This is a genomic window from Deltaproteobacteria bacterium, from assembly GCA_023382265.1.
Taxonomy (GTDB): domain Bacteria; phylum JAMCPX01; class JAMCPX01; order JAMCPX01; family JAMCPX01; genus JAMCPX01.
In genome coordinates, this window is the sequence record JAMCPX010000015.1 from 33272 (window position 1) to 56940 (window position 23669).

Genomic DNA, 23669 nt, shown 5'->3' on the forward strand with positions numbered 1-23669 from the left:
CTATTAAAACGCAAAAAGTAAATAAAATATATAAAACTCAGGATATAGAAAAACTTTATGCGATAGGTGAGGCTGCAAAGAAAACAGGACTTGCTGTCCCAACACTGCGTATGTATGAACATGAGGGTGTTATTATACCATACAGAACTCACACAGGCAGAAGATTTTATTCCCATGCAGACATAGTAAGAATAAAATGTATAAGAGATCTTATAAAAAAGATAGGGCTGAATCTTGAAGGGATAAGGAGACTATTTTCACTATTACCTTGCTGGGAGGTAAAGGGTTGTTCAAGAAATGATCGACTTAATTGCCCTGCATATCAGGATAGCAGCAAGCCGTGCTGGATGTTTATAAAGGTTGTATGCAGAAAAGTAAGTACCGAGTGTAAAACGTGCTCAACCTATATGATGTCTACAAACTGTCATAACAGGATGAAGCTGATTCTCCGCGGCATTGGTTACGAGAAAGCATAAGGTTTAGTAATAAGAAGAAAAGCCTTTTTGGTTTATCCCGATCTTTTCAATCAGGTTATATTCCGTGCATGTGTTCCCTTTAATAAGCAGGTTTACCTGCTCAGAAGTTACAGGAAAGGATTCTAAATGTTCAAACATTTTTGCAAATAGCTTGATAAGCGTTAAAGGTATGTGAAGCTTCAATTTTTTATTAATAACAAAATGTTTTATAATCGTATCCACGATTTGATTATAGGTAATGGTTTCGGCTCCGCATGCAGTGTAAGTCTTGTGATATGTTGTTGGGTCCGTAATGATCATGGAGATAGCCTTTGAAAGATCATCCACATGTACAGGCTGAAATTTGTACCTCCCGTTACCTATGACAGGTACGACAAATGGAAGCATCTCGGCAATACCTTTTACGGTATTGGTAAAGTTTATAGTAGAGGCTGTTTCATCACCAAACACAATCGATGGCCTGATAATTGTATAATCCAGAGCCTGCGCCTTAATAAATTCTTCTGCAATATATTTTGTTCTTATATAACCTTTTTCCGTATCTGGTCTTACCCCGTTAGCACTGATATGAATCCACCTTTTAACCCTTGAACTCACTGCTTGTTCATGTATTAGTCTCACGCCGTGTACATGTGCAAGCTCATAAGTTATATCTCTTGAAGTGGATTCTCTCAAAATGCCTATCAAGTAGATAACCGCATCACATCCTTCAAGGGCATTGTTGGGCAAATGCTGTTCATTTATGTCACCATACATAAGCTCTGCATTCTCAAGTATGGGTTTATCGAGGTTTGATTCGGAACCTTTTCTTAAAAATAATCTTACACTATATCCATCATTGATAAGTTGTTTTACAACATGTGTACCTATATAACCCGTACCGCCTGCTATGAATACTCTCATAGCCATTTTTATTACTACCAAATTTGGTTGTTGTAAATCTTATATTACAGATTTGCGGTTCAATGCCAGAAACTATCGTTAGAATTAAATGCAACGGTTGGTAGGGCAGGGGAAGAGAGCGCTTAAATCCCGCCCCCGGAGCAACACTGTGAACAGCTTTCACGATTTAAATGGTTTACGCCGTCCGGTGTCTTTAGTAGGTTCACAAGAAACTCCGCTATTTAAATTTTATACAATACGTTCTTAACTCACCATAAAATTATCAGGTAAAATGCCACTTTTTCTAACCGTGTGAATGTTCCGGCACACGAATTTCTCATAATAATTATTGAACTGCATAAACAGGGAAGGTTGTTACGGTTAATGAATAGGTATTCTCCTCGGTCAAAGGTGTAAAAGTTGTACCGGATATGTCATAGAACGTTAGCGGATGCATTGGAACGGATATGGTTTGAGACGGTGTACCGTGTTGTGCAAAGAACACCCACACCTTTTTTGTATTATCCGCCGATGTAAAATACATGGCCCTTGCACCTTTAAGCTTAAATTGTGATGAAACGTCACTATTATAAACCGTACCCGAGAGTATGGCGGCCATTGTCTTAAGCGAACCAAAGGCCTGCTTTGGCTGCGGAGGTGTTGTGTATGAAGGCGACGTAATGTAATTAAAAAGTCCGAAATGACACTCCTGCTCGGGAAAGGAACAATTTGTTCCGTCAATAAAATCATACCAGTACAAACCGGTTATTCCCTGTTCTGTTGCTTCAAGGTATGTACGAACGAGCCACCTTGACTGCATGGATTGATCAACCGGCGGATATGTGGGCCAGCCGACCTCCGTGATCCATAGAGGTTTTGATACGTTATGTTTCTTTAAGACGGCTTTAATGTTATCGCACATTTGATCAAGAGAGAGCTGTGTTGTAGAACTAAAATCGGGTGCGACTGATGGGGGATAATTCATGTAAGGATGAAAGGCAATTGCATCAATGTAATCACCCAGATCAGGATATAAGCTCAGTACCTGGTTTATAAACGTATCTCCGGTTAAATTCAACCCGTACGACTTCATCAGGACACCGCCAAATACTACCAGGTCATGAGGGTCTGCCGTCTTTATCGCTTTCGAGGCATCCTCGAGCAGGAGACCGTACGCTTTAGGGTTAGGGTCCGGCGGCCAGAAACCGATGCCAAAGGCCCCGGTATTCTCCTCGTTCCAGATTTCATACCTTGTGATCCTTCCCTTATAATGTAAAGCTACTTGATAGGCAAAATTGGCGAATGTTTGAGGGTCATCCGGTGGATACGCATTAGAGCCCTCTGAATCTGCCCAGGCATTTCCATAATCGAGTATCGCCGTAATCTGCATGCCGTTGTCCAGCACGGCATTCACGAGGTTATCATATCCTGAAAAATCAAAATTATCCTGCTGAGGCTCTATCTGCGACCAGGTAAAATCTGTCCTGACATTAACAACGCCTGCTGATTCTAATTGTTGCAGTTGATAGGTGCATGAAGCCGCATCGGCAGCATTAGAAGGGTCTTTGCACATATCCAGATGTGTGGAAATACCCAGCATATTAGAAAAAGGCTGATTGCTTATTATTGATGAAGATTTAGACCGGGAACATCCATAGATAAAGACTAACAATACAAACACAAGCACTGAATGATTTTTTATAAAGAAAATGAGGCCATGATGTTTATCATAGCAAGTTAAGTTTTTATATGAGTTTTTTCTCCTCTCTGCCATTTTTATATTATTATCATTAATCCTGGGGAAATACAACAGAAAAGGTTCCTATATCATTACCCCTCCACATCTCTTTCCCTTGCATTTGCCGGCTAACTCTTTTGCAGTTCATATTCCTTAATTTTCTTATAGAGCGTTGTCCTATCTATTCCGAGGATATCTGCCGATTTACTTATGTTCCAGCCATTATCCATTAAAACCTTGTAGATATGCTTTTTTTCGACATTCGTAAGAGACATGTCCTGAGATTTTTCCAACTTATCGGGTTCAAGCCTTATGCAATTCCCAATCTCTTTTTTCGTGATGATGTTGTCCCTGGCAAGCACAACAGACCTTTCTATAACGTTTTTTAATTCCCTTATATTGCCGGGCCAGTGATACTGCATAAGTATTGCCATGGCCTCTTCATCTACCCGTTCTACTCTTTTGTTTGTTTCTATATTGAATTTCTCTATCATGTGTTGAACAAGTAAAGGTATATCTTCGGGTCTTTCTTTAAGAGGCGGCAATTCAATTGTTATGACGTTCAGCCTGTAGTAAAGATCCTCTCTGAATTTGTTTTCTTCTATTGCCTTTATCAAATCTTTGTTTGTTGCACTGATAATCCTTACATCGGTTTTTACAGGTATGGTTCCACCAAGCCGTGTGAATTCTTTTGTTTCAATAACCCTTAATAAATCCATTTGAAGCTTTAAACTTATGTCCCCTATTTCATCGAGAAACAAAGTCCCTCCGTCAGAGAGTTCAAACCTGCCTTTTACGGTACTTGTAGCCCCTGTGAAGGCGCCTCTTTCATGTCCGAACAATTCATTCTCTAATAGCGTCTCGGTAAGTGACGCACACGATACAGTTATGAATGGTCCGTCTTTCCTCAGGCTTTCTGCATGAATTGCCCTTGCAATAAGTTCTTTGCCTGTCCCGCTTTCACCGTGAATCAGTACGGTAATATTCGTTTTTGCAACGGTTTTTACAAGCTCAAATATATCATGCATCCGTTTATTTTTACTTATGAGTTCCTGAAACTGGAATTGTTTTGCAAGCTCTTTTTTGAGATATATGTTTTCCTGTTCAAGCTCCTGCTGTTTCATGATCTTCTTGATAGTCATGGAAATCTCTTCGGGCTCGAAGGGCTTCATCAGGTAATCATAAGCCCCGTCTTTTATGGCTTTTACCGCTGTTTCAACAGTTGCGTAAGCCGTCATTATTATTATAGGTATCTCGGGCAGGATTTTTTTTACCTCCGCCAAGAATTGTAAACCGTCCATCTCCGGCATTTTTAAATCTACGAGTAAAAGACTCCACCCCTTTTTGGTTATTTCTTCAAGAGCCCGTTTACCGCTTTCAACAGCAAGTACCTCATATCCATCCTCTTCCAGCCATATAGAAAGAGAATCTCTTACGCTTTCTTCGTCATCCACTATCATTATACACGGTTTACGATTCATTCTGCATCTCCAATTCCGATAATTTTTTATTCAGTTGAAACTGATGGTTGGCACAGAATTTATCCGTTTTTTGATCAACGTCTGCTACCTTGTTTGACAGGTGCATAACGCAGTGCTCAAGTTCGCAATGTGTGAATCCAAAGGTATGCCCCAATTCATGAAGTGTTTCTTTTGTCAGTCTTTCAATTAACAGGTTCCTATCATATTTTAAGCCGTAAAATTCCTGTCTTAGTCTTGCTGTTGAAACTATTGCGGCTCTACCATCTAACTGAGCTTCGCCAAAAACATAGGTAAGGATTGGTATAAACAGATCAACATCTGTAATACCTACGGTTCTGAATGCCGATGAATTGTGATTTGTGACGATATACTTTAATATCTTTGTAGAATGATACTGCATTCTCATAGGATCAAATGCATAGGTTGGTCCTTCTATATGTGGAAGGATCTTTAACCGTATGTTTAATATTTTTTCCACCATCTCTGCTGTTACCTCTACTATACTTTTATCAAGATCTCCTATTGGCTGGACATAAATGTAACCCATTTAACCATTATATCATATAGCCTTTTTAATGGGTAGGGTGATCTTTACCGTTGTTCCTTCTCCGATTTTACTCTCTATATCTACATTACCTTCGTGTTTTGAAATGATTCCATAAACAACTGCCAATCCCAGACCGGTACCTTTTTCTTTTGTCGAGAAGAATGGTTCAAATATCTTTTTTAGGTTTTCTTCCGAAATCCCTATGCCGCTATCCTTAATAGTTATAAAGATGTTTTTATCGTTATTATCCGTTTCAATATATAACTCTTTTTTGTTGTCTTTCATTGCTTCGCAGCCGTTGATCAATACATTCATAAATGCCTGCTTGAGTTGATCTGGATCAGCCATTGTTAGAGGCATCGCTGAAAAAGATTTATTTATAGTTATAGCCTGAATGGTAATCATATTATTGATAAGCGCGATCGTTTCATCAAGTAATAAATTAACATCAACAAGCCTGTAATGCGGCTCCCTCTGCCTTGAGAAATCAAGCAGGTTTTTTACAATACTTGATGTTCTCTGCGTTTCTTTTTCCATAACAGAGAGATAGTTTATGGATTTTTCAAAATCTTCCGGAGATAAATTCCCCTGTTTAAACTTTTTAAGCAGAACCTTAATATAGGTAAGAACACCTGTTAACGGGTTATTTATCTCATGTGCCACTGTTGCAGCGAGCTTTCCAAGCGAGGCAAGCTTTTCGGCCCTTACAATCTGCTCCTGAGCCTTTTTTAATTCATTAGTTCTTTCGTTTACCTTAATCTCAAGCGTTTGAACAAGATTAATTGTTTCTTCTTTTGCCTCTTTTAATTTTAACATCATGTCATTAAATGCGTTGGCAAGCGTGCCAAGTTCATCGTATGATTGGATGATAATGGGATGGGTAAGATCACCTTCTGTTATTCTTTTTGTGCCTTCTACAAGATTTTTTACAGGCGTATCTATAAATTTTTCTATGAAAAGTGATATAATGATTGATATAATGAATACCGATAAAACCCCTGAAATAATTATTCTTATCTCCATATCATGGATTTCCTGTTCAATAGATGAAAGTGACATGGTAATATCAAAAACACCGAGTACCTTTTTGTGTGCAGGATGAGCGTGGCATGAGGCAGAAGAACATTCGGGTTCATTGTATATAGGTGTTATCATGCCGAGTACCTTATGACCATCAAGACTAAAAACGCGCGTTCTCTTAGGTGTATTAAGTTTCTCAAGCGGTTTTCCAATAGCATGGCATGCGTAGCAGGCTTCTGCACTCTTATTGACCATGACTCCGGTTTCCCTTTTATCAGTGGAATACATGATTCTGCCTTCTTTGTTGAAAAACCTTACTCTTTCTATACCTTTTTGCATACCAATGTCTTCAATAATTCTGTAAACATTCTGTCTCTGGTTCTGCAGCATGTCATACTTAGTGCTTTTTACTACTGTATTGCTGAACTGGGTGGCACCTCTGATCACTTCATCTAATAATTGTTTTTTTTGATCTCTAATATTTAGATATACTACTGTACTGAAAACCGCTATAACGATAAGGCTTATGTATAATATCAATTTGAACCCTATATTCCTGTATTTCACATACCACCTTATCCTCTTCAATATTATTATAGCAATATCATAATAAATGCTATAGTTAATGCATTATCTGCATCCAGAATGTCTTAAAATCAAAACCATTAAAAGTGGGGCTCTTTTTATTATGACAGTTTACACACGTGTCAGCAGCATTACGGTTTAAGCCGGCATTCCATACTTCATTAAAGTTCTTCATTGTATCCATATCCGAATAATCGCTGCCGGGTCCGTGGCATGCTTCGCATTGCACGCCGGGTAAGGACTTTCTATCATCTGTTGTATGACACCTAATACAATCAGGGTTATCTTTTTGTTTTGCATTCAGTGCATCATAAGCCGCTGCGTGAGCAGTTTTTTTCCATATTTTGTATTGTTTTTCATGACAACCGGCACACGAGTCAACGCCAACGTAGGTGTGTTTTTTGATTGACATGGTGCTGTTTTCGGCAAATGCCGTGCCATTTAAGCCAATACAAATCATCATTACTATAAATAACGATACAGTTTTCATAATTATCTCCTTGTACTTTTCATAAATGTAAAAAAGCTTAATCAGCCTCTGACGATCTCCTCTTCTTCCGCTTCTTCGGTGTGTTTTTCATCAACAAATACCGGGAAGTGTTTTGCCGTAAATGCGAATGCAAGGAATCCTATTGTGACAAGGAAAACCGAGATCACAATTTCACCAAATGCGGGGAAATAAGTACCGAGTGCAGGATTTTCTATCCCTGTTATTGCAACATCGAGCCTGTTCATTACAAAGCCCACGATAACAAGCAGCGATGCGATGAATAATCCCTTTGTATTTGTTCTAACTGCAGGTATCAGTAACAGGATCACTGGGACGATGATCTGAATCATGGTTTCTAAATCAAACATTATACTCTTGAAATTTGTGGATAAAACGGCGGATATCGCCCCGCGATTAACGAGATCCAATATTTTCAGGAGAAGGTAAAAAACCATTATAAGCACATTCACTCTTGCAAGTCCGTTTAAAAGATCAAGCTCAAGACCCTTTCCAAGAAACCGCCTGCTTAAAAAGGCTTCAAAAGTAATCATGGCAAGCCCGACAGATACAGCAGATATAAAAAAGAATACAGGCAGTAATGGCGAGTACCATAGTTTGTATAATTTTTCAGGCACAATCAAAAATAGTGAACCAAGTGAAGATTGATGCAGTGTTGACAGTATCACGCCAAGTATGGCTATTGGTATTATAAATGAATGTATAAGTTTTTCCAGACGATGAAAACCCAATCCCTCAAATACAACCGTACTGAACTCAAGAGTAAGCACGCTGAGATAAAGCATGACGCACCATGCAACTTCAAACATCACAGAGTGGTGGTTCCAGAATACAAGCGGATGCCATATATCAAACCATTTTCCCAGATCATAAATCAACCCTACGGCTACCAATGAATAGCCAAGAAAGCCTGTGAGTATTGCCGGCATCAGTATGGGTTTATAATTATCAATTCTGAATATATAAACTGTAAGGGCTATTAAAAAACCGCCGGCAGCCAGACCAACACCTGTAACGACATCAAATCCAACCCACAAACCCCATGGGGAGTTATCGCTGAGGTTTGTTACTGCTCCAAGTCCCTTTGTAAATCTGATAATGGTGTAGTATACTCCGAGTAACAATATTACTGCTATCACAATTCTCCAAAATGTTATCTTTGGCAATTTCATAAATACCTCTCAATCCTTTATTTAACATTTTACCCTGTTATAAAGCCCCACCATTTATGGCTGGGATAATATGATCAATTTTAAGTCCTTATAGAAAAGGTGTAGTTTAAAGCCGCGTCCTTTCTAACGGGTTTTTTTCTGTTCTGATTCTTTGACCTTTTCTCTCCTGTTTATTATCCACCATAAGCCGGCAAACATGGCTCCGCCTGTCAAAACCTTCGGTGTTAAAAAGCTGCGTTTTGTAAATCTGTTCGCCAGCACATTTAATTGTTCTTGCTTGATATCAACAGGGGCCTGTTTGGAAGCCGTATTTTGGTTTAATAGTTTTAATAAAAGTGTACTCATTGTATTCATTGTTTTTCTCCTTTGCCGGGAAGTTTCTTTTTTTCTTTGTGTGTCAATTCAAACTTTTTAACCTCATCTCTTCTGCTTGTAATCCACCATATACCTGTCAGTACCACTCCGCCAACAAGTACAACGGTAGGAACTTTATCGAGGGCTGCCCATGTATACATCGGCATGGGCTTGTCTGGGAAGGCAACATTGAAGGGATAGCCGAGCTTTTCAAATGGGACATTTGAGATATACAAAACGGATGTGCCTCCAACCTCTTCGAGTCCAAAAATATGGTTTACATATTTATCAGGTTCTGCAGTAATTCTTTTTTTTGCCTCTTTTATCAAATCATCTCTATCTCCGAAAATGCTCGCACCCGTCGGGCAGGCTGCGGTACATGCCGGTTCAGAGCCTTCTTCAATCCTGTCATAGCACATATAACACTTCTCAATATGAGGAACGACCTTATCCCATTGGTACCTTGGGACATGAAAAGGACATGAAAACATACAATACCTGCAGCCAATGCATTTATCCTTGTCATATATAACAGGCCCGGATGATGTTTTCGTAAGAGCGCCGACAGGACATACCGAAACGCATGTCGGCTCTTCACAATGCATACACATCCTTCTCACATAGGTGTTGGGTAGTCTTTCCTGAACAACAGTATACGCTTCGTATGAGAGCTCTTTGTCTAAAGAAAGGGGCAGGTCATTGCGAAGTTTACAGGCTTCTTCACATGCCCCGCACCCTATACACTTTGTGATATCAACCAGTATACCCTTTTTACTCATATTTCCCTTCCCTTCTTATCTAATGAGCAAGAAACTCCTTCTCAAACTTCTCTATTGCCTTCTCGCCCATCCTGCTCAGCATACCTTCTGTTAGGCATCCGCCGTCCTGGCTTGTTTCACCGATACCATACTGTAATGCACTCTCGCCAAGTGCAAACTTACGGAATCTGGCTACTTCCAACTTAAACCACGCAACAGCATCCTCTGCAATTTTTAATACTTTAAGGTTTGTAGAGAGGTTTGTCGGCTTTACCTCTAATATCCATCCTACCCTGTAAGGCTCTGTAAGAATCTGTGCAGGATTGGTAAGCAAATATTCGTTGATAGCCGTAACTTCTCCATCAACAGGTGCGGTAAATGACAGTTCTCTTTCACCCTGTTTTACTGTAAATACCTTTTCACCTTGTTTTATCTTTGTCCCAGCTGCAGGTATTTCAACTTTCTCAATTTCACCAAGAATCTTTCTCGTAAAGTCGTCAATGCCCACACGGACTTCGCCTGTCGACATTATCCTTGCCCATGTATGACCGGGGTAGAAAAACGTGCTCATTGGCACACGGAAGTCTGCTATCCCAAGCCTTGCGGGTGCTGCTGTCTTTAGCTGTTTCTTTTCAAACGCCTGGACCAGAAGGTCAAGCATCACGAAACCTATTATTGTTATTGCTACCATTAAAGCAACCATGTTATTCTCCTTTTTTTTAATTTTTTACTTGTTAAGCAAAAACACCTTAACAAGCGTACGCCATTCTTCTTCGCTCTCAACAGTGCTTAAAAACCTGTTAATCTCACCGCCATCGGTCATAGTTATTCCGATTTCCGTACCGATTACACTGCGTAACCTTTCCGACTCTATAGCCGTCCATTTTGCCGTCATATCTGCATGCATTAACCATCTCATATCATCATTATCTGTCCTTGATGTTATGAGCCAGCCTTCTGAATAAGGGTCATTACTTATACAACTCACATCTCTTTTTATGCCATTATTTGTTGTAACAATTTCTCCGTTTACCGGGCTAATAATGTCTGCACTTTTATTCCCGCACCATACCTTTGCAAACGGCTCTCCCATCCTGATAATTTGCCCCGTGTCCGGTAAATCAATATGATTAATTCCATTTAACAGCTTAGATGCAAAATCATCTATTCCTATTTTAACTATATTTTTATCTTCTAACTTTACCCATGTATGTGCTTGATGGTAATAGTAATTTTTTCTAATTATGAATCCTTTCACTATTTCAATCTCAGGATTAAACCTTTTAAGATCGCTCGTTTTATTTGCCGCTTCTGAATATACTGCGCATCTTTCATACTCGCCTGCCAGGCATAAACTATCGGTTTTGATCTGATCCACCGGTATCATCTTCTTAAATGGTATTGCAGTGCAATACTCTACCAGTATCTTTTTTATGAAAGGGCATTGTCTTTTGTTTTCCATTTTAATCACCTTCTTTCTATTTGCTATCTATGTATAATGCATACATTGTGCCATAATATGGTTTTTTTGTAACATCTTAGTTTGTAAGCATTAATTAATCTATTGCGCAGATTGTAGAGAATAATGACCTCTATAACACGATATAAGTGTTGAGATTGTCCACGCTGTGTGGAATTTCTCTACAATCTTACAGCATATTTTTTTTGTTGCTTTTAAAAAAATGCAGGTATTTAATCTTAATATCTTTTTATGAGCAGATTTGAGGAAATAAAAGAAAGATTAAAACTTTTTATAGAGGGAAAACATGCAAAAAAGTGCGGACTCGCACTTGGCGGGGGTGTTGCATGGGGCATTTCGCACATAGGGGTATTAGAAGCACTTGAGGAACTTGGAATAAAGATCAATGCGATAGCAGGCACGTCAGCAGGAAGCCTTATTGCATCTTTGTACGCATTTGACGTCCCTATAAAAACCATAAAACAAGAGGCAATGAAACTTGGTATCTCCGATATTATAAAACTAAGGCTGCCAAGGATGGGGCTATCATCAAGTGAAGGCATAGGAGAGATCATTAAAAAAATTATTGGAGACGTAAAGATCGAGGATGCAAAGATTCCCTTATACATACCCTCGGTAAATCTGACCAATGGACAGGCAGAGGCTTTTGATAAAGGGAGCGTTGCTGATGCTGTAAGGGCGAGCAGCTCTATACCGGGTATTTATGTGCCGCTCGAAATAAATAAGCACTTATATGCCGACGGTTCATTGCTTGCGGATGTGCCTTGCGAGATTCTTAAAAGAAATGGTATGGATTTTGTTATAGGAGTTGAACTGATGGATGAGGAGGAATTCATGAAATCTCCAACGAATATTTTTGAGGTAATTATGAAGAGTATAAGAATAATGATCAATGAAACCCGGATGGAGAGGCTGAGGTTTGCCGATGTAATAATAAGACCCGGTGTTCATGGAATCGGACAGTTTGAATTTGATAAGGCAGAGCATCTTATCAGAAGGGGTAAAGAAGCTGTTTCAGAGCACATAGAGTTTATAACAAAAAGCTTGAGTTATAATAAGGAGGCACAATGACAGAGCACATTGCATCTATAAATCCGTCAACACTAAAACCCATTGACAATGTTGACGTAACAACGAAGGAAGAGCTGCTGGAGATTGTTCAAAAGGCAAGAAAAGCCCAAAAGGCGTGGGAGGCTATCGGGTTTGACGGCAGGAAGCCTTTTTTTAATCGGCTTTCATCGTACCTGCTGGATCATTATGAGGAGGTTGCAAGGTTTATCTCTCAGGAAAATGGCAAACCGTATCTTGAAGCCATACTCGCAGAGGTCTATCCCTCTATAGATGTTGTAAATTTTTATTCAAAAAGGGCAAAGAAACTGCTTTCCGATAAAAAGATCCCGATCAGGATTTTCAAATTCATGGGTAAAAAAAGCTATATCATGTATAAATCAGTAGGTGTTATCGGCATTATAAGTCCATGGAATTATCCATTTGCAATACCATTTTCAGAGATCATCATGGCACTTGTTGCCGGTAATACGGTCATACTTAAACCGTCCGAACTAACACCTTTGATAGGTAAAAAGATAAAAGAGCTTCTTGATACAGCAGGATTTCCTGATGGTGTATTCTCTATTGTTTACGGGGACGGTAAGATCGGGGCAGAGCTTGTTAAGGCAGATCTGTCAAAGATCATTTTTACGGGCAGTGTAGCAACAGGCAGAAGGATCATGGCCGCTGCAGCCGAGAATCTTATTCCCGTTGTACTTGAGCTTGGAGGTAAGGATCCGATGATCGTATTAAAAGATGCCGACCTTGATATGTCTGCAAGGGGTGCTGTCTGGTCAGGGTTTATGAATTCCGGACAGACATGCGCATCTGTTGAAAGGGTTTATGTTGATGAAAGTATAAAGGATAGATTTGTTGAACTCGTAATAAAACATACTGGTGAAATAAGACAGGGTGATAAGCTTGAAAATGAAAGTACTGATATGGGTCCTATGATAGACCATAGGCAGCTATCAATCGTAGAGAATCATGTTAAGGACGCTGAATCAAAGGGTGCAAAGGTCTTAACAGGCGGGAATAGACCAACTAATCTTAATGGATATTTTTACAAGCCGACAGTGCTTGTCAATGTTGATCATTCCATGCAGATCATGACAGAAGAGACATTCGGTCCTGTGCTGCCTATTATGGGGTTTAAAACGGAAGAGGATGCCATTAAGCTTGCGAATGATTCAAGGTACGCGCTTACCGCAAGTGTCTGGTCAAAGGATATAAAAAGGGCAGAGGCAATAGCAAGACAGCTTGTTGCGGGAACAGTAACAATAAACGACCATATAATGACTTATGGTATACCTGAAACGCCATGGGGAGGCTCAAAAGAATCGGGGTTCGGCAGGACACATTCAGATATAGGGCTAATGGAGTTTGTAGAACCCATTCATATCCATGTTGACAGGGCATGGATTAAGAAGAAACCGTGGTGGTATCCTTATGATCGGAAAACATTACTATTCCTAAAAGTTATGATCTGGTTCACAAAAAGGGCTAAATTCCTGGTAAGCTAATAATCGACTAAAAAGCTATCTTGTTATCCTTCGCTCCTGTCTTTAACAGGGTATACTACTGCCATTTCACTTGGCTATCACAAAAAAAATATATTTATAGAAAGTTTGGTAAGTATTTGGTATGAGGAGTTTATGGATGAATATCTCTTTAAACAAGTATCAGGATTGATTGAACGGATTTAAAAGCTCGAAGAGGCTTATGTCCAATAATAACAACATAATCTTTTCATCAATTAAGGACAACCATAACCGAGGTTCAGTCGGCCAATTTCTTATTGACAACATCAAGTCGAAATCAGACTTGTCGATTGTTTCGGCATACTTTACCATTTACGCTTACAACCAACTTAAAGGACAACTTGATAATATAAATCATCTCAATTTTCTTTTTGGGAACCAACTTTTATCAAAGCTTTAGACCCGAGCAAGACTAACAAACGAGATTTAAAATTGAAGATGATAAAATTGTAATTCCAATTCAAAGCCGATTGACACAGAAAGCCATCGCAAAGAAATGTGCGTAATGGATTCAGCAAAAAGTGGATATCAAGTCAATGGTAAAGCCAAACTTTCTGCATGGGGAAATGTATCATATTACTCAAAAAAGCGGAGTAGAGAAAGCAATAGTTGGAAGTTCAAAGTTTATAGTGAATTAAATCCATTTTTAAAAGACAAATTTAATTATACTTTATTCTATCATACTGACTCAAGTTCCAAGCAGGCGTTATGTACTGATAAAGACAGGCGGTTCTATGCCTTGGTAGTCCTTAAGGACCACCGACCTTGATGTTAAAATAGTGTTATAAAATGTTGTTTGTCATTTTCGATACATCACTTTATAAGCCTTTTGCGGATTAGCTTGTACGCAATAATAGCCATTGGAATACTTATCATTCCTGTGATTGATGATAGTATAAAGGTATGGGTATTAAAAATCCCTGAGTTTAGATCCCTTACACAGATTACCATTGGAACAAGAGGAGTATAGTTTGCAATCTTACCTATCAAATGAGGGAGTGTATTTATTGGAAAGAATATACCTGAAAATAAAAATAGAGGTGTCAGAACAAGCGTAAAAAAGTAATTAAAAAACTCGTACGAATGCGCAATGCCAACAAATATAATGGATAGCGCAGAAAAGAACAAGCCGTCTGCAATTACAATCCATAGGGATAATAGAAACAGCCATGAGTGTATCAATCCCATTAAACCCATTATCGTGATAAAGAATATGCTGCTAATGAGACCTTTTATCATACCCCATATAATTTCTCCAGCTACTATCTCCGATAGATTTACGGGTGTAATCATTATTGACTCATAAGTTTTTTGTGTGATCATCCGTGTATAACTTGAAATGGTAGATTCAAAGCTTGCAGCATACATTGTGGATGAGAGTATAAGACCCGGCGCAAGAAAATCTATATACCTCATTCCGTTTACCTTGTGCACAAGTTTACCCATGCCAAAACCCATTAAAACAAGATAAATCAAAGGTTCTCCAAGATTGGCAACAAGACTTGGCTTTAAAAATTTTGTCCAAACCAGAAAGTTCCTATAAATTATCCTATAGATCAATCTAATACTTATCATGAGAAATACTTTATGCTTAAATCTGTTCAACTTACAATATTTTTAAAATTGTTGTTCTTATACCAGATTTGACAAGCCGAATAAATTCTTATAGCTTTTAATAAAAAATGTAAGTAATACTATTTCTATTCTATGAAGATGCTATTTATAATTCCTCAGTTTTTATCGGGCGGATCACGGTATACACATGCACCCCAAGTAATTCCTTATCTTGGTATAGCTTACATGTCTGCTGTTATTAAACAAAACGGCTATGAAGTTTATATTATAGATGCCATTGCAGAAAGACTGTCCAAAAAAAATTTAATGGAAAGAATAAAAGAGATAAACCCCGATGTCGTAGGTTTAACAGCACCAACACAACAGATATATGATGCGTATGAGATTGCGAGCATTGTTAAATCAATATCATCACGCACTATAACCGTTATTGGGGGTTATCATGCAAGCGCTTTACCGGAACAAACACTGAAGGATTTTGATAGCTTCGATTATCTTATTCACGGTGAAGGTGAGTACGCGTTATTGGAGCTATTGAATGCGATTTCCAAAAATAATATTGAGCAGTTAAAGACTATAGATGGGCTTGCATACAGGGAAGGCGATAATGTAATAGTGAATTTACATAACAATTACATTGATTTAAACACACTGCCGATGCCAGATTTTAATGAATTCAAACTGGAAATATACAAACCATTTTACACGTTCATAAGCCATGATTTAAGGGAGTTACCCATAATGACATCACGGGGATGCCCATATGATTGCGTTTTTTGCTATAGATCCGGCGGTGATATAGTAAGGTACAGGGACATAGAATCCGTGATTGAAGAGATAAAGCGAGATATCGATGTTTACGGAGTTAACCAGATCCTTTTTGTTGATGAAACATTTACATTAAATATGAAAAGGACATCTGCGATTTGCGATAGGCTTATAGAGACAGGATTAAGCAAAAGGATAGAATGGGGATGTGAGACAAGGGTAGATGTTGTTAATAAGGAATTGCTCGTAAAGATGAGGAGGGCAGGATGCAGGGTAATTTCTTATGGTATAGAATCGGGGGCTCAGGAGATACTCGATAAGGCAACAAAGGGTTTAAAGATCGAGGATATAGAGAAGGCGGTTCAATGGACAAAAGAAGCGGACATACAGATATATGCGAATTTTATTATAGGACTTCCTTATGATACCGAAGAAACAATAAAAAAGACTATTCGTTTTTCAATAGGGCTGGACCCGGACGCGGCATCTTTTTCGATTCTCACACCATTCCCCGGCACCGGATTAATAGATATGGTAAAAAAAGGGGAGGGCGGTCTTAAAATAATTTCTTATGATTGGAGAGATTACGGCAAACAGGTCGGGAAATCTCTGGAGCTTAATAATATAAGCAGGAGAAAGCTCGAGGCTCTTCAACGTAAGGCATATATGAGGTTCTATATAAGACCAAAAAAGTTTATAAATCTATTCAAAATCATCGGGCTGAAAACGTTTATTAAATATCTTTTGGATTTTATATGATTGTTAAACAAAAAATGCAATACTCAATCACCCTCGCATCGCGAGGGGGGTTCAACCATCCTCCGTTCAGGATTAGTTGCCTTACATTGATCTTGAATATCTATTACATCTATGTTTTAAATATCGAATATCATATTTTAAAGGAGCGAGATGTTTTATATAGCGAGTGAAGAAGATATAAAGAAAGGCAGGGTTACTGATGTATATTTTGAAAGAGCTAATATCATACTTAATGCAAAAGGTCTTTCAAAACAAGTATCAATGGAAATAAGAACGAAAGGCTTACCCCTTAATATGGAATGGGGTATTTTTTCGGGAATAGAAGAGGTAATAGAGCTTTTGAAAGATAAACCTGTCGACGTGAGGGCAATACCGGAAGGAAGTATTTTTGGTGCATTTGAGCCTGTTATAGAGGTAGAAGGGAATTATACAGACTTTGGTATTTACGAAACAGAAATCCTTGGTTTAATATGCCAGTCAAGCGGTATTGCCACTAATGCTGCAAGGGTTAAACTTGCTGCGGATAATAAACCCGTATATAGCTTTGGTGCAAGACGTACACATCCGGCAATAGGACCAATGGTTGAAAGAAGTGCATATATAGGCGGGTGTGATGGGGTTGCCTCCGTTTTAAGCGCCAGCAAAATAGGTATAAAACCTGTAGGTACCATACCGCATGCACTGATCATACTTGTAGGGGACACTATAAAATCAACTGTATATTTTGATGAATTAATAGACAAAAATGTTCCAAGACTCATTTTGATCGACACGTTCAATGATGAAAAGTTTGAAGCCATAAAGGTAGCAGAGGCTTTAAAAGATAAATTATACGCAATAAGATTTGACACCCCGGGCTCAAGAAGGGGTAATATGAAACAGCTTATAAATGAGGTAAAATGGGAGCTCGCGATTCGCGGCTATAAAGATATAAAGATCATGGTTAGCGGCGGGCTTGATGAAAACAAAATAAAAGAAATTGTAGAAGTTGTTGATCTGTTTGGAGTTGGCACTTATATATCAAATTCTCCCGTTATAGATTTTGCTATGGACATAGTTGCAATAGAGCAAAAGCCTATTGCCAAGAGAGGAAAGGAATCGGGGAGAAAAACACTTTTAAAATGTAAACAATGCGGTTCTCGTTTTGTTTCTCTATTTCCATCAAATGACACAAGGTGCAGGTCATGTGGTGGAGGACTTGAAGAACTCATGAAACCTGTTATAAAGAATGGCAGGGTATTGATAGACATGCCGTCCAATACACAGATAAGGAATTATGTAATAGAACAAATAAAAAATTTAAAAAATATTGAGGAGGTTAAATGAAGGTTACGATATCAGCTATAAAGGCAGATATAGGCAGTATAGGTGGACATATTAAACCGAGCAGGAGTATAATAGACCGGGTTAAGGAGTATATCAGGTCGGAAGGCAGCGGAACTGTTATTGATTCCTACATCTCTTATACAGGGGATGATATTGCTATATTAATGACCCATGAACAGGGAATAGGCAGTGATAAGATACACAGGCTTGCTTGGAATGCATTTAAAGAAGGTACCGAAGTTGCAAAAGAACAGGGATTATACGGGGCAGGACAGGATCTATTAAAATCAGCATTTTCGGGTAATGTGAAAGGTCTTGGACCTGCTGTCGCAGAGATGGAAATAGAAGAAAGAAAGGCGGAGCCGTTCTTGTTTTTTGCGGCAGATAAAACAGATCCTGGAGCATACAATTTGCCTCTTTATCTTTCTTTTATAGACCCCATGTATTGTTCGGGACTTATACTAAATCCTGTGTTAAGCAAAGGGTTTAAATTTGTAATAATGGATGTAGAGCACATAAAGGCGGACAGAGTAATTGAACTTGAAACACCGGAAGAGATATACAGCATTGCAGCTCTCCTCAGGGACAATCAGAGGTTTGTTGTAGAAGCCGTATATTCGCGTTACGATGGTACTCAGGCTGCATCGGTTAGTACAACAAGGTTGCACAATATAGCAGGGACTTATACAGGCAAAGATGATCCAATAATGCTTGTTCGTGTGCAGGGTAATTTTCCGGCAACAGGGGAGGTGCTGTCACCTTTCAGTATAGGGCATTATGTTGCAGGTTTTATGAGAGGCAGTCATAATGGTCCTCTTATGCCTGTTAAACACAATACGCCTACATCATTTTTTGACGGGCCCCCAATGGTTTCATGCCATGCATTTTCGGTAAGAAACGGTAAGCTTACAGAGTCGGTTGATGTTTTTGATCACCCATTCTGGGATTATATAAGGGATCACGTTTCTCAAAAGGCATTAGAGATTAGGAGACAGGGTTTTTCCGGTCCGGCGATGCTGCATTACAGCGAACTTGAGTATGGCGGTATTGTTGAAACAATGAAGAGACTGGACAAGAGGTTTCAGCTTAGAAAAAAGAAGTGAGCGCAAATAGTTTAACGGATTTTCTTACCAACTTGATATTTAATGATTTTATAAGTATATTAAATATCAGGGAAAGGAGAATGCATGGCTACAGTAACAAAGGAAGATGTTCTTAATGCTCTCAGGACGGTTATGGATCCCGAGGTTGGAATGGATGTAGTAACGCTCGGACTTATAAGAAAAGTGGATATAGATGATAGCAATAATATCAATGTTGACATGATCATGACCGTACCGGGGTGTCCTCTAGTAGATTACCTGTTAATGAGTGTTGAATCAAAAATTAAAGATATAGAAGGTGTAGGAGATGTAAACGTAATGCTTCTTGATGAGCAGTGGACACCTCCATGGGCTGATACGAATCAAGAAACAAAAATATAAATAAAGGTCAAAATATGAGGATATCTTCAAAGGCAAGGTATGGCGTAAGGGCAATGGCGAGGCTGTATACCGAATACGACAATGAACCGGTATCCCTTAAAGCGATTGCAAAGATAGAAATGATAGATGAAGCTTATCTTGCACAGCTGCTGTTAAAATTCAAGAATGCAGCTTTGATAACAACAGCGAGAGGCAAAGGCGGAGGTTATGTTCCATTAAAGGATGCAGAAGATATTACTCTCATAGATATGCTAAAGGCAGTAGAAGAAGAGATTATCCCACTGGAATGCTTTGTTAATACAAGTATTTGTCCATTGACTGATAACTGTTTTACCAAGGACTTCTGGTATACTCTTAAGCAGCAAATAGAAGAGGCACTGTCTGGAATAACCCTTAAGTCCATCCTTGTAAAACATACCGAATCTGCAAGCCAAAAAAAATTACAGAGCTTGATCTAAAAGCTTTAAGGTTCTGTAGGCAATCCTTTATATGCCTGTTTTGTATCCTGGTTGATTCTCCGCGCTACATTTTTTCCAATCCCTGTTGTATACTGTTCTACCTTTTTTGTGTTGCTGTTGTTTATCGCCTGAATTCTTCGGGATACGGTACTTTTCTTACCTGCTACATCCTTTATAAAGACTATCGCAAGTATTATAACTCCAATTATTATTATCCATTTGAGCAGCTTCATACATAAATTATATGCATTTTATAAAAAAAGTCCATTTCTTTAAATGCATCTTAGGGTTAACTGTCAGTCTTAATGCGATAATCACCCATAGGTTTAACAAATAAAGGTAATTTGTTCAGCCGATCTATTACTAAATCAGGCTCTGCCTGCGCAAGTTCTTTAAAATCAGCAGGTCCTGTTGCCATTGATATCACATCTATACCGGCATTTCTTGCTGTCTCAATATCAATCGTAGAATCTCCGACATATACTGTCTGTTCCCTTTCTAAATTAAGTTCTTTAATAATGCGCTCCACAGTATCGGGATAAGGTTTGCCTTTTAAACCGTCACCTATTCCTATAACGTATTTCAGATATTTATAGATACCAAGTTTCTTCATAAGATTACGTGCGGATTCGCCGCGTTTATTTGTTGAAACAGCCATTATATAACCTTCATTGTAAAGCCTCGAAAGTGTTTCTTTTACATCTTTTAGTAAAACGGTTCTATCCAGGTATATCTTTTCATAATTCTCTCTGAATAACATTATTGCACTGTCAATATCTTCTATACCTTTGATGCCCGACATTACATCTTCTATTGGTAAGCCGATAGTTTTTAAAACAGCTTCGTACGAGTATTCCGGCAGATTAAGTTTCCTCATTGCATAGTTAAAGCTTTCATATATTGGTCCGTACGAATCTATAAGAGTGCCGTCAAGATCGAAGATAATACCCTTTACAGGCTTCTTAAGGCGATTTATAATATCTCTATAGTCGTTGTAATAAAAAGCAGGAATTTTATTATCGTTACAGTATGTTTTGAGTGTGGAATGGGCAAAAACGATATCGGCATCTTTAACAGCACATGTATCTGATAAGCCGTTTCCAATATAAATCACCCTGTCAAAATATGGTTTCATTGCCTTTAATATATCCAGTTTACAAACACCACAAAGATCACATTCTTTTGAAGAATACGGGAAATCAATGGTAACTCTATTATCATAATCCGTGATTTTATTCGCAAAAATCGGAATGCTCTCATCTATTCCTGCCTTCTTAAGAACCCCCTCTATAAATGTATCAAACCCATCGCTCATTATCACATGTGATGCATCATAACACTTTATAAAGTTAAGAAATGATGTGAAATATTCATCAACAACAGCTTGCTCTATGTAAAAATCCTTTAAAGGTTGTGCCGATAAGCCCTCATGATTAAAAAGTCTCCTGTAAATCTCAGGGATCCCGATTTTACCTTGGGAAATCTTGTCCTGTAAGTCTGGATACTGTTTAACGACAACGGCCAACTCTTCGCTAAGATCTCGTTTGTTTATAGTTCCATCAAAATCGCTTATAAAAAGTATTTTCATTGTTTATCTTGACAGAATAGCATAAAGCTTTCGATTAATAAAGTAAAAAATAGATTTATCCAAAAATGCAGTAGGGAGCAGACTTTCCTATTGCATTTTTCAGGCTTATAATTATTATTTTAAGGATGAGTATAAATAATATGAAAATTCTTATAGCAAGGACAGATAGAATTGGGGATCTGGTACTTTCAACCCCTGTTTTTGAGGCATTAAAGAAACATATACCTCAATCATACATCATTGTTATGGCAAAAAAAGATGTAATAAACATATTAAATGGAAATCCTTTTATTGATGAGATGATAACGTACAGCCCTTCCGGTGTGCACAAAGGCTTAAAAGGAACATTGGAACTTGCCGACACACTAAGAGAGAAAGGGATAAACATAGCAGTTGAATTATTTATGTCGTTTTATCCTGCACTTGCAATAAGTCTTGCGGGGATAAAAATGCGAATAGGCCCTGGTTCAAGGATTTACTCTCCAATGCTTTTAACGCATGTTATAAAACAGGAACGAAAACAGTCTAAACACAATGAAGCATTGTATAACCTTATGTTATTAAAACCGCTTGGAATTGAAGACATAAATATAAAACCGCGCATTTATCTGTCCGATAATAAAGATAGCTGCGAAAAGTTTCTTTTGAATAATGGTTTGAAGCCCTTTGGTTATGTTGTTGTCCATCCCGGTATGGGTGGTTCTGCAAAAAACTGGAGTGCTGTTAATTATGCATCTTTAATTGGTGCAATAACAAGACATTTGAAATTACAGGTACTTATAACAGGAAGTAAGGCTGATTTACCTATCGTAAAGACTATTATGGGGCTGCTTAAACCGGATCAATATATAAAAAATATGTGTTGTGTTTTATCATTGGAACAATTAAAAACAATCATTTTTTTCTCTAAAGCCGTTGTTGGGCCGTCAACAGGTCCTATGCATATAGCAGCAGCACTTTATAAACCTACCATAGCTCTTTTTTCACCATTGAAGGCTCAATCAAAAGTACGATGGGCGCCGTATTTACTTGATAATGTTTCAATATTAAGCCCTAATGTTGTATGTGATAAAAATCATTGTTATAATAAATGTATACATTATGATTGTATGAATATAATAAAGGTACAGGATGTTATCAAATATCTGGAGGGTGTGATTGAAATTCAGTAGAATTGTAAGCATGTTTGGCCCATTAAAAGGTCCGATTAGAAGATACGTTATTAAAAGAAAATTGAGATTTCCAAAACTTATCTCTTTGGAATTAACTAATGCGTGTAATGCAAGATGTATTATGTGCCCGAGGGAACAACTTACAAGAAAAATAGGCAATATGAATACAGAAATAGTAGAAAAGGTATGCAGAGATTCATATAAAAAACCACTAAAAAAGATGAACCTTTTTGGCTTTGGTGAATCACTGCTTTATCCGAGACTTGTCGAGGTGGCAAAGTATATAAAACAAACACTGCCTTATGTTGAACTAAACCTTAGTACAAATGCACAGCTGCTTAATAATGGAATCGCTGATGGACTTTTGAGATCCGGTATAGACAGAATAAACATAGATATTGATGGTGCTGCAAAATCGACTTATGAAGCCGTTAGGAAACAGCTTGATTATGATGTGGTTGTTAACAATGTAAAGGAATTCATAAAAAAACGTAATCAAGATAACTCAAAGATAAAACTTTCTATTACCATGATTGATATGGATATTACACATAATGAAATCAAATCATTTAAAAAAATGTGGACTGGTTTGGCGGATGAAATCTTTTTAAACAATTACAACACATGGGCAGGGATATTTACGGATAGAAATATAAATAATAAACAACTTGTTCGTCCTTCATTCCCCTGCAAAAATTTATGGAGAGAGATGACGATAAACTATAATGGTAAGGTTTCTTTCTGTTGTATGGATTTTAATTCCACGATTATTATAGGTGATGTAACGAAACAGAGTATCGAAGAGATATGGCATGGGGAAATAATCGGGAAACTAAGAAAACTTCATCTTGAAGGTAAAGCTAACGAGATACCTTTGTGCAGGAATTGCAACGAGTATGTTTTTCAGAGTGATAGCTTCTGGGCGAACTTGTTTATTGAACAATAAT

At 38.1% G+C, this 23669-nt stretch carries 24 protein-coding genes; 10 read left to right on the top strand and 14 right to left on the bottom strand.

The genetic code is table 11. From position 1 onward, the window contains the following. The first annotated feature begins 110 nt into the window (after positions 1–110). Positions 111–476: a MerR family transcriptional regulator gene (locus M1381_02805; GenBank protein ID MCL4478019.1), complete on the top strand. Its 366-nt coding sequence runs from the start codon at positions 111–113 to the stop codon at positions 474–476. Between the two features lie 3 nt (positions 477–479). On the opposite strand, the gene M1381_02810 is transcribed toward M1381_02805, so the two are convergent. The 11 genes from M1381_02810 to M1381_02860 all read right to left on the bottom strand — a co-directional run bounded on the left by M1381_02810 (position 480) and on the right by M1381_02860 (position 10983). After that, on the bottom strand, positions 480–1379 hold the full coding sequence (locus M1381_02810) for an NAD(P)H-binding protein (protein ID MCL4478020.1): 900 nt from the start codon (positions 1377–1379) through the stop codon (positions 480–482). A 325-nt stretch (positions 1380–1704) separates the two neighbouring features. Continuing rightward, on the bottom strand, positions 1705–2931 hold the full coding sequence (locus tag M1381_02815; protein ID MCL4478021.1) for a glycoside hydrolase family 5 protein: 1227 nt from the start codon (positions 2929–2931) through the stop codon (positions 1705–1707). Positions 2932–3224: 293 nt separating this feature from the next. After that, positions 3225–4577 carry a sigma-54 dependent transcriptional regulator gene (locus tag M1381_02820; GenBank protein MCL4478022.1) on the bottom strand — a complete coding sequence of 451 codons (1353 nt, stop codon included), beginning with the start codon at positions 4575–4577 and terminating at the stop codon, positions 3225–3227. After that, the gene (locus M1381_02825; protein MCL4478023.1) at positions 4567–5124 is read right to left on the bottom strand and encodes an archaemetzincin family Zn-dependent metalloprotease; all 558 of its coding nucleotides are present in this window, start codon (positions 5122–5124) and stop codon (positions 4567–4569) included. The genes M1381_02820 and M1381_02825 overlap by 11 nt, the downstream gene beginning before the upstream one ends. A 12-nt stretch (positions 5125–5136) precedes the next feature. Beyond that, entirely contained in the window at positions 5137–6711 is a 1575-nt protein-coding gene (locus tag M1381_02830; GenBank protein ID MCL4478024.1) for an ATP-binding protein, read from the bottom strand. Between the two features lie 55 nt (positions 6712–6766). Then, on the bottom strand, positions 6767–7219 hold the full coding sequence (locus M1381_02835; GenBank protein ID MCL4478025.1) for a cytochrome c family protein: 453 nt from the start codon (positions 7217–7219) through the stop codon (positions 6767–6769). Between the two features lie 41 nt (positions 7220–7260). After that, positions 7261–8409 (bottom strand): Ni/Fe-hydrogenase cytochrome b subunit, encoded by a 1149-nt coding sequence (gene hybB / locus M1381_02840; GenBank protein ID MCL4478026.1) that lies wholly within the window; start codon positions 8407–8409, stop codon positions 7261–7263. 123 nt (positions 8410–8532) lie between these two features. Continuing rightward, positions 8533–8763 carry a hypothetical protein gene (locus M1381_02845; GenBank protein ID MCL4478027.1) on the bottom strand — a complete coding sequence of 77 codons (231 nt, stop codon included), beginning with the start codon at positions 8761–8763 and terminating at the stop codon, positions 8533–8535. Next, positions 8760–9542, bottom strand: coding sequence for a 4Fe-4S dicluster domain-containing protein (locus tag M1381_02850; protein ID MCL4478028.1), 783 nt, complete (start codon positions 9540–9542; stop codon positions 8760–8762). The genes M1381_02845 and M1381_02850 overlap by 4 nt, the downstream gene beginning before the upstream one ends. A 19-nt stretch (positions 9543–9561) precedes the next feature. After that, complete coding sequence (locus M1381_02855; protein ID MCL4478029.1) at positions 9562–10224, bottom strand: glycine cleavage system protein H; 663 nt, start codon at positions 10222–10224, stop codon at positions 9562–9564. Positions 10225–10248: 24 nt separating this feature from the next. Then, complete coding sequence (locus M1381_02860; protein MCL4478030.1) at positions 10249–10983, bottom strand: glycine cleavage system protein H; 735 nt, start codon at positions 10981–10983, stop codon at positions 10249–10251. Positions 10984–11232: 249 nt separating this feature from the next. Here M1381_02860 and M1381_02865 point away from each other — a divergent pair, with 249 nt between their 5' ends. Then, on the top strand, positions 11233–12072 hold the full coding sequence (locus M1381_02865) for a patatin-like phospholipase family protein (GenBank protein ID MCL4478031.1): 840 nt from the start codon (positions 11233–11235) through the stop codon (positions 12070–12072). Then, positions 12069–13574 carry an aldehyde dehydrogenase family protein gene (locus tag M1381_02870; protein MCL4478032.1) on the top strand — a complete coding sequence of 502 codons (1506 nt, stop codon included), beginning with the start codon at positions 12069–12071 and terminating at the stop codon, positions 13572–13574. The genes M1381_02865 and M1381_02870 overlap by 4 nt, the downstream gene beginning before the upstream one ends. A gap of 831 nt (positions 13575–14405) precedes the next feature. On the opposite strand, the gene M1381_02875 is transcribed toward M1381_02870, so the two are convergent. After that, positions 14406–15167: an ABC transporter permease gene (locus M1381_02875; protein MCL4478033.1), complete on the bottom strand. Its 762-nt coding sequence runs from the start codon at positions 15165–15167 to the stop codon at positions 14406–14408. A gap of 132 nt (positions 15168–15299) precedes the next feature. Between M1381_02875 and M1381_02880 the strand changes: the two genes are divergently transcribed. The 5 genes from M1381_02880 to M1381_02900 all read left to right on the top strand — a co-directional run bounded on the left by M1381_02880 (position 15300) and on the right by M1381_02900 (position 19962). Further along, positions 15300–16694, top strand: a complete 1395-nt coding sequence (locus tag M1381_02880; GenBank protein MCL4478034.1) for a B12-binding domain-containing radical SAM protein — start codon at positions 15300–15302, stop codon at positions 16692–16694. A gap of 150 nt (positions 16695–16844) precedes the next feature. After that, entirely contained in the window at positions 16845–18020 is a 1176-nt protein-coding gene (locus M1381_02885) for a nicotinate phosphoribosyltransferase (protein MCL4478035.1), read from the top strand. Next, positions 18017–19123, top strand: coding sequence for a fructose-1,6-bisphosphatase (locus M1381_02890; protein ID MCL4478036.1), 1107 nt, complete (start codon positions 18017–18019; stop codon positions 19121–19123). The genes M1381_02885 and M1381_02890 overlap by 4 nt, the downstream gene beginning before the upstream one ends. An 84-nt stretch (positions 19124–19207) precedes the next feature. Then, positions 19208–19504, top strand: coding sequence for a metal-sulfur cluster assembly factor (locus M1381_02895; GenBank protein MCL4478037.1), 297 nt, complete (start codon positions 19208–19210; stop codon positions 19502–19504). A gap of 14 nt (positions 19505–19518) precedes the next feature. After that, positions 19519–19962 carry an Rrf2 family transcriptional regulator gene (locus M1381_02900; protein ID MCL4478038.1) on the top strand — a complete coding sequence of 148 codons (444 nt, stop codon included), beginning with the start codon at positions 19519–19521 and terminating at the stop codon, positions 19960–19962. Between the two features lie 5 nt (positions 19963–19967). Here the strand turns inward: M1381_02900 and M1381_02905 are convergent, their stop codons facing one another. Both M1381_02905 and M1381_02910 read right to left on the bottom strand, forming a co-directional pair. Then, a complete protein-coding gene (locus M1381_02905) occupies positions 19968–20195 on the bottom strand; it encodes a hypothetical protein (GenBank protein ID MCL4478039.1) in 228 nt (75 codons plus the stop codon). Between the two features lie 56 nt (positions 20196–20251). Beyond that, the gene (locus M1381_02910; GenBank protein ID MCL4478040.1) at positions 20252–21550 is read right to left on the bottom strand and encodes an HAD family hydrolase; all 1299 of its coding nucleotides are present in this window, start codon (positions 21548–21550) and stop codon (positions 20252–20254) included. Positions 21551–21690: 140 nt separating this feature from the next. On the opposite strand from M1381_02910, the gene M1381_02915 reads away from it, so the two are divergent. After that, positions 21691–22722 (top strand): glycosyltransferase family 9 protein, encoded by a 1032-nt coding sequence (locus M1381_02915; protein MCL4478041.1) that lies wholly within the window; start codon positions 21691–21693, stop codon positions 22720–22722. After that, positions 22709–23668, top strand: coding sequence for an SPASM domain-containing protein (locus tag M1381_02920; GenBank protein ID MCL4478042.1), 960 nt, complete (start codon positions 22709–22711; stop codon positions 23666–23668). The genes M1381_02915 and M1381_02920 overlap by 14 nt, the downstream gene beginning before the upstream one ends. The last annotated feature ends 1 nt before the right edge of the window (position 23669 follow it).

Excerpts from the sequence above, each read along its gene's own strand:
- M1381_02805 (MCL4478019.1), top strand. The coding sequence starts at position 111 with ATGTATGAACATGAGGGTGTTATTATACCATACAGAACTCACACAGGC.
- M1381_02810 (MCL4478020.1), bottom strand. The coding sequence starts at position 1,379 with ATGAGAGTATTCATAGCAGGCGGTACGGGTTATATAGGTACACATGTT.
- M1381_02815 (MCL4478021.1), bottom strand. The coding sequence starts at position 2,931 with ATGTGCAAAGACCCTTCTAATGCTGCCGATGCGGCTTCATGCACCTAT.
- M1381_02820 (MCL4478022.1), bottom strand. The coding sequence starts at position 4,577 with ATGAATCGTAAACCGTGTATAATGATAGTGGATGACGAAGAAAGCGTA.
- M1381_02825 (MCL4478023.1), bottom strand. The coding sequence starts at position 5,124 with ATGGGTTACATTTATGTCCAGCCAATAGGAGATCTTGATAAAAGTATA.
- M1381_02835 (MCL4478025.1), bottom strand. The coding sequence starts at position 7,219 with ATGAAAACTGTATCGTTATTTATAGTAATGATGATTTGTATTGGCTTA.
- hybB (MCL4478026.1), bottom strand. The coding sequence starts at position 8,409 with ATGAAATTGCCAAAGATAACATTTTGGAGAATTGTGATAGCAGTAATA.
- M1381_02845 (MCL4478027.1), bottom strand. The coding sequence starts at position 8,763 with ATGAATACAATGAGTACACTTTTATTAAAACTATTAAACCAAAATACG.
- M1381_02850 (MCL4478028.1), bottom strand. The coding sequence starts at position 9,542 with ATGAGTAAAAAGGGTATACTGGTTGATATCACAAAGTGTATAGGGTGC.
- M1381_02855 (MCL4478029.1), bottom strand. The coding sequence starts at position 10,224 with ATGGTTGCTTTAATGGTAGCAATAACAATAATAGGTTTCGTGATGCTT.
- M1381_02860 (MCL4478030.1), bottom strand. The coding sequence starts at position 10,983 with ATGGAAAACAAAAGACAATGCCCTTTCATAAAAAAGATACTGGTAGAG.
- M1381_02865 (MCL4478031.1), top strand. The coding sequence starts at position 11,233 with ATGAGCAGATTTGAGGAAATAAAAGAAAGATTAAAACTTTTTATAGAG.
- M1381_02870 (MCL4478032.1), top strand. The coding sequence starts at position 12,069 with ATGACAGAGCACATTGCATCTATAAATCCGTCAACACTAAAACCCATT.
- M1381_02875 (MCL4478033.1), bottom strand. The coding sequence starts at position 15,167 with ATGATAAGTATTAGATTGATCTATAGGATAATTTATAGGAACTTTCTG.
- M1381_02880 (MCL4478034.1), top strand. The coding sequence starts at position 15,300 with ATGAAGATGCTATTTATAATTCCTCAGTTTTTATCGGGCGGATCACGG.
- M1381_02885 (MCL4478035.1), top strand. The coding sequence starts at position 16,845 with ATGTTTTATATAGCGAGTGAAGAAGATATAAAGAAAGGCAGGGTTACT.
- M1381_02890 (MCL4478036.1), top strand. The coding sequence starts at position 18,017 with ATGAAGGTTACGATATCAGCTATAAAGGCAGATATAGGCAGTATAGGT.
- M1381_02895 (MCL4478037.1), top strand. The coding sequence starts at position 19,208 with ATGGCTACAGTAACAAAGGAAGATGTTCTTAATGCTCTCAGGACGGTT.
- M1381_02900 (MCL4478038.1), top strand. The coding sequence starts at position 19,519 with ATGAGGATATCTTCAAAGGCAAGGTATGGCGTAAGGGCAATGGCGAGG.
- M1381_02905 (MCL4478039.1), bottom strand. The coding sequence starts at position 20,195 with ATGAAGCTGCTCAAATGGATAATAATAATTGGAGTTATAATACTTGCG.
- M1381_02910 (MCL4478040.1), bottom strand. The coding sequence starts at position 21,550 with ATGAAAATACTTTTTATAAGCGATTTTGATGGAACTATAAACAAACGA.
- M1381_02915 (MCL4478041.1), top strand. The coding sequence starts at position 21,691 with ATGAAAATTCTTATAGCAAGGACAGATAGAATTGGGGATCTGGTACTT.